This is a genomic window from Kitasatospora sp. NPDC059803, assembly GCF_042732255.1.
In the GTDB taxonomy this organism is placed as follows: Bacteria; Actinomycetota; Actinomycetes; order Streptomycetales; family Streptomycetaceae; genus Kitasatospora.
Genome location: NZ_JBHWIJ010000157.1, coordinates 11,395 through 18,786, shown reverse-complemented (window position 1 = coordinate 18,786; position 7,392 = coordinate 11,395). Strand labels below are relative to the sequence as shown.

Below are 7,392 nucleotides of genomic sequence, written 5' to 3'. Positions count from 1 at the left end.
CCGCCCACACACCTTTCGGCCCCCGCCGCTCACGCGGCGGGGCCAGAACCCAACATCTTCATCAGTCTTCTAGGCGAGCGCCGGGTCGGCCGGGTCGGTGGCCTCGGCGCGCAGCAGGCGCAGCAGGAGGCGGGCGGCCCGCTGGTAGGGGATGTCCTCGTCGTGCAGCACGGCCTGGGAGTTGGCCGTCTCCAGGAGGGCGATCAGGGCGAAGGCGAGGTCGTCGAGGTCGGTGTCGGGCCGCAGGCCGCCGGTGGCGCGGGCCTCGGCGAGGGCGTCGGCGATCACCTGGCGCCACTCGCGGGCGCAGTCGGCGAGGGCGTCCCGGACGGCGCCGGGGCGGGCGTCGAACTCGGCGGTGACCTCGTAGAAGAAGCAGCCGCCGGGGAAGATCCGGGCCCGGGAGTAGGCGAGCCAGCTCTCGCAGAGGGCGCGGGCTCGGGCGAGGCCGGGCGGGGTGTCGGCGACCGGGGCGACGACGGCGTCGGCGAAGATGCGGCGGGCGGCGCGGACGGTGGCGAGTTGGAGCTCCTCCTTGGATCCGAAGCCGGCGAACACGCCGCTCTTGCTGAGCCCGAGGTCGGTGGCGAGGCGGCCGATGGAGAGTGCGCCGAGGCCTTCGACGGAGGCGATCGTGACGGCGCGGTGCAGCACGGCCCGGCGGGTCTCCTCGCCGCGCAGGACCCGTCCGTCCGTGGTCGATCCGGCCATCGGCCACCTCAGTTCTCGTCGTCGCCGTCGCCGTCGCGGTGTGTGCCGCCAGGGTAGCCCGGGGGTGGGCGGCGGACTTCCCGTCCATAAAACTGTACGAACGGTCGTGCTAATATCCGGACCCAGTACGGCCCCCGCACCCCGGCACGCCCGTCCGCACCGACAGGGAGACCGCATGGACCCGGCCCTCGCACTGGTTCGCACCGCCCTCAACACCACCTCGCACCTGGCGCCCCGGCTGGCCGGCCGCGCCGCGTACGAGCTGTTCCAGCGTCCGCTGCGGCGCAGCGCCGTCCGCCCCGCCGAGCGGGAGACCCACCGGCAGGCCGCCGTCGAGCGGATCACCGTGAACGGCAAGGAGGTCGTCGTCTACCGCTGGGGCGACGGCGCCCGGCCGGTGCTGCTGATGCACGGCTGGCGCTCCCGCGCCTCGCGCTTCGCCCCCTACGTGCCCCGGCTGCGCGCGCTCGGGCTGAGCCCGGTCGCCTTCGACGCGCCGGGCCACGGCGACTCCGGCGGCCGGGCCACCACGGTGCTGGAGTACCGCGCCGTCGCCGGGCAACTCCAGGACGACTACGGCGGGTTCGAGGCGATCGTGGCGCACTCGCTGGGCGTGGCCGGGGCGTTCCTGGCGCTGCGCGAGGGAGTCCGGGCCGGGCGGCTGGTCGCCCTCGCCGGGGTCAGCGAATTCGCCTACCTGCCGGGCGCGTTCTGCGCCGGGCTCGGCCTCGGCCCGGTGATCGAGCGGGACCTGCGGCACCGGATCGAGCACGAGCTGTTCGCCGGCACCGAGGACCCGTGGCGGCGCTTCGACGCTGCGCACCGGCCCGAGGAGGTGCCGCTGCCGATCCTGGTGGCGCACGACGAGGGCGACGACGTGGTCGGAATATCGCACGCGCGGCGCCTGAAAGCCGCGTACGGTGACCGGCTGGAACTACTGGTCACCCGAGGGCTCGGCCACCGCCGGATCGTCGCCGAGCCCACCGTCATCGACAACGCGATCGGCTTCCTGTCGGCCGGTCAGGAGGTCAGCGCCGCATGAGCCGTGCCGGAGAACTCGTCGAACTGCACGCCCGATCGCTGGACTTGGCCGCCGAAGTGGTGGACGGCCTGCGGCCCGACCAGCTGGAGCTGCCGAGCCCGTGCGCGGGCTGGACGCTGCGCCGGCTGATGGAGCACATCGTCGGCCAGCACCAGGGCTTCGCCGCGGCCGCCCGCGGCGCCGGGCCCGACCTCGCGCTCTGGGCCGACGCCCCGGTCGGCGACGACCCGGCGGGCGCCTTCCGCCGCACGGGCGCCGAGCTCACCGCGGCGTTCCGCGAGGCCGCGGCGGCCGGGCGCGACGTCTGGCTGCCGGAGATCCAGCACGGCGGCCCCTTCCCGCTGGCGCACGCGGTCGGCTTCCACCTGCTCGACACCCTGGTGCACGGCTGGGACGTCGCGGCCGCGCTCGGTGTCCAGGCCCCGTTCACCGCCGTCGTGGACGGCGACGAGGAGCTGGCGGCGACCCTGCTGGCGGTCGCCGAGGCCGTCCCGGCCGCACCGGAGAACCGGGTGCCGGGCAAGGCGTTCGCACCGCGCCTCGAAGCGGGTACGGCGGGCGGCCGGTTCGACCGCGCGCTGGCCCTGCTCGGGCGGGACCCGGTCTGGAAGGCCTAGGAACGCGGGCCCGGATAGCCCGGTTCGGAGAGCTAGGCGTGCCGGCCGCCGCGCTGTTCGTCGGGGAAGCGCGGCCCGCCGATCAGGAAGAGCAGCGCGGCGGTCGGAAAGCCGGTCGAGGCGGCCACTAGCACGATGAACTCCCAGAACATCTCCTGCTCCTCGTCAGTCCCGGGCCGCCCGGACACCCGAAGGTGATCCCAAACCTGACAGGCCCTGATTGGCCGAATTGTCCGGTCGTTATTCGACGGTATGACCGGATTGCCCCGGCTGCCACCGGGCGGCGGCGACCGGCCCGCGCCACACCGGCGCAGGGGTCTGGGCGCGGGCCGGGGGCGGCGGCCACACTGTCGGGATGCAGCTACAGCTCGCAGGGGAAGCACGGCGGCCGGACCGCGAGAGCGAGGACTTCGCGGCGGCCTCGCCGGAGGCGCTGGTACTGCTGGACGGTGCGAGTTCGCCGACCGGCCTGGAGTCCGGGTGCCGGCACGGAACCGCCTGGTACGTCCGCCGGTTGGGCGTGCACCTGCTCGCCCGGCTCACCGACCGGGTGGACCGCTCGATCGCCGAGTGCCTGGCCGACGCCATCGTGGAGACGGCCGCGCTGCACGGCGGCCGCTGCGACCTGGGCCACCCCAACACCCCCGCGGCGATGGTGGTGGCGGCCCGCCGGCACGGCGAGTCGCTGGAGTACCTGGTGCTCGGCGACTCGCTGCTGGTGCTGGAGTACAAGGACGGCCCGCCGAAGGTGATCGGGGACAACCAGCGCTTCCCCGGCGGGGAGGAACTGCGCCGGCAGGTCTGGGCGACCGTCCCCGGCTCGGCCGAGCGGGCCGCGCTGCACCTGGAGTACGCGCTGGCCGTCCGGTCCGCCCGCAACCGGGGCAACGGTCCGTGGATCGCCGCGGCCAGCCCGAAGGCGGCCGGGCACGCCGAGACCGGCTTCGTCCGGCTGGAGCGGCTGCACGCGCTGGCCGCGCTCACCGACGGCGCCTCGCGCTTCACCGAGCGCTTCGGGCTGGGGAGTTGGGCGGACGCGCTGCGGCTGCTCGCCGAGTCCGGTCCGGGCGAACTGATCGCGCAGGTCCGCGAGGTCGAGCGGGCGGACGCCGCCTGCGAGCGCTGGCCGCGCGGCAAGGCGCACGACGACGCCTCGGCCGTCTACGCGCTCCTGTAGCGCGCGGAGGACGGCCGAGGCGTCGCCGGGGGCGGTGCCGTCAGTCGATCGGGTGGCCGAACCGGCCGGACTGGAAGTCCCGCATGGCCTGTTCCAGTTCGCGGTGGCTGTTCATCACGAACGGCCCGTACCAGGCGACCGGTTCGCGGATCGGCTGCCCGCCGAGCAGGATCACGTCCAGGTTGGGGTGGCGGGAGTCCTGCTTGGTGTCGGCGGTGATGGTGATGGTGTCGCCCTCGCCGAACACGGCCGCCTGCCCGGTGTGGATCGGGCGGCCCTCGGCGCCTACGGTGCCGTCGCCGTTGAGGACGTAGGCGAGCGCGTTGAAGTCCGGCCGCCACGGCAGGGTGACCTGCGCGCCCGGGGTGATGCTGGCGTGCAGCAGGGTTATCGGGGTGTGGGTGACGCCCGGGCCCCGGTGGCCGTCCAGCTCGCCCGCGATGAGCCGCAGGATCGCGCCGCCGTCCGGGGTGGAGAGCAGCTTGACGTGGCCGCCGTGGATGTCCTGGTAGCGCGGGGCGGCCATCTTGTCGGAGGCCGGGAGGTTGACCCACAGCTGGATGCCGTGGAACAGGCCGCCGGTGGCCACCAGCGACTCCGGCGGCGTCTCGATGTGCAGGATGCCCGAGCCGGCCGTCATCCACTGGGTGTCGCCGCCGCCGAGGTGGCCGCCGCCGCCGTGCGAGTCCTTGTGGATGAACTCGCCGTCGATCAGGTAGGTGACCGTCTCGAAACCGCGGTGCGGGTGCCAGGGCGTGCCCTTGGGCTCGCCGGCGGCGTACTCCACCTCGCCCATCTGGTCCATCATGATGAACGGGTCGAGGTGCTTGGTGTTGATCTTGGCGAAGGCGCGGCGGACGGGGAAGCCCTCGCCTTCGAAGCCCTCGGGTGCGGTCGCGATGGTGAGGACCGGCCGGGCGCTGGTGGCGGCGGGGTCGGGGGTGGCGACGCGCGGCAGGGTCAGCGGGTTGTCGACGGTCACGGCGGGCATGTCGGCCTCCTTCGGGGGGTTCCTCTGGCCTACGTCCACGAGGTTAGTTCAATTCTCAACAACAAGCAAGTTGAAAGTTGAACCATATGGTGACGAAGGAGCGCGGGGCTCCTCCTCCAGGATGGGTCAGCCGTACATGCGGCGCATGGTGAAGTCGACCATCTGCTCGACCGCCTTGGCGTCGAACACCATCCGGTGCTCGCCCTCCATGTCCAGCGCGAAGCCGTAGCCGGTCGGCAGCAGGTCCAGGACCTCGGCGCCGGTGACGGTGAAGTGCTTGGAGTCCTTGCCGGCGTAGCGGCGCAGCTCCTTCAGCGAGCTGAACATCGGGATCACCGGCGTCGGCGTGTTGTGCAGCGCCAGGAAGCCGGGCCGCTCGCCGCGAGGGCAGTGCACCTTCGAGGTGATGAAGATGGCCTGGAAGTCCTCGACCGCCATCGAGCCCGTGGTGAACGCCCGGACGGCGTCCGCCAGCGACGGCGGGGAGGGCTCGGGGTAGAGGGACTGCTGGGACGCCTGCGACTGCGCGCCGTAGGCGTCGGGGCCGGGCATGCCGTTCATGCCCGGCTGCGGACCCGCCTGCTGCTGGTAGGGGTCGCCCGGGTATGCGTTCTGGTCATATCCGTACACACGGACAGGCTATCGGGAGCGCACCCGCCCGTGCGGGCGTCGATCCTGACAAGGACTGGTCGTCCCGCCTTGTGGGACGTGACCACGTTCATAGCGGATTCACCGCCAGGGGCTTGCCCAAGTTACCGCTGGGTAGCATCATGATGCGTACTGGTGGGTACGGGGCGCCCGAACGCGGCGGTCTCCCGGAAGCGACGAACCGGAGAAAACGGCCATGGGTCACTACAAGTCCAACCTGCGGGACGTGGAGTTCAACCTCTTCGAGGTGTTCGGTCGCGAGCAGGTCTACGGCTCCGGACCGTTCGCGGACATGGACGTCGAGACCGCGAAGAACATCCTGAGCGAGATCTCGCGCCTCGCCGAGAACGACCTCGCCGCGTCCTTCGTCGACAGCGACCGCAACCCGCCGGTCTTCGACCCCGAGACCAACACCGCGCCGGTCCCGGCCACCTTCAAGAAGAGCTACCAGACCTACATGGACGCCGAGTGGTGGCGTCTGGGCATCCCGGAGGCGATCGGCGGCCAGGTCACCCCGTCCTCCCTGATCTGGGCCTACGCCGAGCAGGTCCTGGGCTCCAACCCGGCCATCTGGATGTACTCCTCCGGCCCCGCCTTCGCCGGCGTCGTCCACGACGAGGGCACCGAGGAGCAGAAGAAGGTCGCCCAGCGGATGACCGACCGCCTCTGGGGCGCCACCATGGTCCTCACCGAGCCCGACGCGGGCTCGGACGTGGGCGCCGGCCGCACCAAGGCGATCAAGCAGGAGGACGGCTCCTGGCACATCGAGGGTGTGAAGCGCTTCATCACCTCGGGCGAGCACGACATGTCCGAGAACATCATCCACCTGGTGCTGGCCCGCCCCGAGGGCGGCAAGCCCGGCACCAAGGGCCTGGGCCTGTACATCGTCCCCAAGTTCGACTTCGACTGGGAGACCGGCGAGCTGGGCGAGCGCAACGGCGCCTACGCCACCAACGTCGAGCACAAGATGGGCCTCAAGGCCTCGAACACCTGCGAGATGACCTTCGGTGCCAAGCACCCGGCCAAGGGCTGGCTGCTCGGCGAGAAGGTCGACGGCATCCGCCAGATGTTCAAGATCATCGAGTTCGCCCGGATGATGGTCGGCACGAAGGCCATCGCCACCCTCTCCACCGGCTACCTGAACGCCCTGGAGTACGCCAAGGAGCGCGTGCAGGGCGCCGACATCTCGCAGTTCCTGGACAAGACCGCCCCGCGCGTCACCATCACCCACCACCCGGACGTGCGCCGCTCGCTGCTCACCCAGAAGGCCTACGCCGAGGGCATGCGCGCGCTGGTCCTGTTCACCGCGTCCGTCCAGGACGACATGGTGGCCGCCGGCCTGCGCGGCGAGCGCGACGAGGCCGCCGAGCGCCTCAACGACCTGCTGCTGCCGATCGTCAAGGGCTACGGCTCCGAGAAGTCCTACGAGCAGCTCGCCCAGTCCCTGCAGACCTTCGGTGGCTCCGGCTACCTGCAGGAGTACCCGATCGAGCAGTACATCCGGGACGCCAAGATCGACACCCTCTACGAGGGCACCACCGCGATCCAGGGCCAGGACTTCTTCTTCCGCAAGATCGTCAAGGACGGCGGCCAGGCGCTCACCGCGCTGTCCGAGCAGATCCAGAAGTTCCTCGGCGCGGCCGAGGGCGGCGACGCCCTGGCCGCCGAGCGCGAGCTGCTCGCCAAGGCCGTCGGCGACCTGGACGCCATCGTGGGCAAGCTGCTGGCCGACCTCACCTCGGTCGAGCAGGACGTCAAGAACATGTACAAGGTGGGCCTCAACACCACCCGCCTGCTGCTCGTCTCCGGCGACGTCGTCGTCGGCTGGCTGCTGCTGCGTCAGGCCGCGGTGGCCCTGGCCAAGCTGGAGGCCGGCGCCTCGGAGAAGGACGTCCCGTTCTACCAGGGCAAGGTCGCGGCGGCCCGCTTCTTCGCCAAGAACGTCCTGCCGACCGTCGCCCCGCAGCGGCTGATCGCCGAGGGCATCGACAACGAGATCATGGACCTGGCGGAGGAGGCCTTCTGAGGCCCTCGCCCCACCCGTCACCCGCCGCCGCGCCCCCAAGGGCGCCGCGAGGGGCGTGACACCTCTCCGACCGCCTGACACCACCCTCTCGGGGGGGGGGTGCGGGGGCCCGGCCCCGCCCCGCCCCGCCTGGCAGGAGCGTGCCAGACAGGCCCCCCAGGAAGTGAGGGGGGCGCGCGG

The 7,392-nt window shown here is 72.1% G+C and carries 7 protein-coding genes; 4 read left to right on the top strand and 3 right to left on the bottom strand.

Annotated features, from left to right (window positions below; all coding sequences use genetic code 11):
• Nucleotides 1-69 precede the first annotated feature (69 nt).
• Nucleotides 70-711 (bottom strand): TetR/AcrR family transcriptional regulator, encoded by a 642-nt coding sequence (locus ACFV6I_RS23650; RefSeq protein ID WP_063348365.1) that lies wholly within the window; start codon nucleotides 709-711, stop codon nucleotides 70-72.
• A gap of 175 nt (nucleotides 712-886) precedes the next feature.
• Here ACFV6I_RS23650 and ACFV6I_RS23645 point away from each other — a divergent pair, with 175 nt between their 5' ends.
• The 3 genes from ACFV6I_RS23645 to ACFV6I_RS23635 all read left to right on the top strand — a co-directional run bounded on the left by ACFV6I_RS23645 (nucleotide 887) and on the right by ACFV6I_RS23635 (nucleotide 3,547).
• Entirely contained in the window at nucleotides 887-1,753 is an 867-nt protein-coding gene (locus ACFV6I_RS23645; RefSeq protein WP_380427494.1) for an alpha/beta hydrolase, read from the top strand.
• Nucleotides 1,750-2,370, top strand: coding sequence for a TIGR03086 family metal-binding protein (locus ACFV6I_RS23640; protein WP_380427492.1), 621 nt, complete (start codon nucleotides 1,750-1,752; stop codon nucleotides 2,368-2,370). Before ACFV6I_RS23645 ends, ACFV6I_RS23640 begins: the two co-directional genes overlap by 4 nt.
• A gap of 355 nt (nucleotides 2,371-2,725) precedes the next feature.
• Nucleotides 2,726-3,547 carry a protein phosphatase 2C domain-containing protein gene (locus tag ACFV6I_RS23635; protein WP_063348362.1) on the top strand — a complete coding sequence of 274 codons (822 nt, stop codon included), beginning with the start codon at nucleotides 2,726-2,728 and terminating at the stop codon, nucleotides 3,545-3,547.
• Between the two features lie 40 nt (nucleotides 3,548-3,587).
• On the opposite strand, the gene ACFV6I_RS23630 is transcribed toward ACFV6I_RS23635, so the two are convergent.
• Both ACFV6I_RS23630 and ACFV6I_RS23625 read right to left on the bottom strand, forming a co-directional pair.
• Entirely contained in the window at nucleotides 3,588-4,538 is a 951-nt protein-coding gene (locus ACFV6I_RS23630; RefSeq protein ID WP_063348361.1) for a pirin family protein, read from the bottom strand.
• 126 nt (nucleotides 4,539-4,664) lie between these two features.
• Nucleotides 4,665-5,168, bottom strand: coding sequence for an SseB family protein (locus ACFV6I_RS23625; protein ID WP_063348360.1), 504 nt, complete (start codon nucleotides 5,166-5,168; stop codon nucleotides 4,665-4,667).
• Between the two features lie 214 nt (nucleotides 5,169-5,382).
• Here ACFV6I_RS23625 and ACFV6I_RS23620 point away from each other — a divergent pair, with 214 nt between their 5' ends.
• Nucleotides 5,383-7,212, top strand: a complete 1,830-nt coding sequence (locus ACFV6I_RS23620) for an acyl-CoA dehydrogenase (protein ID WP_063348359.1) — start codon at nucleotides 5,383-5,385, stop codon at nucleotides 7,210-7,212.
• Nucleotides 7,213-7,392: the final 180 nt, after the last annotated feature.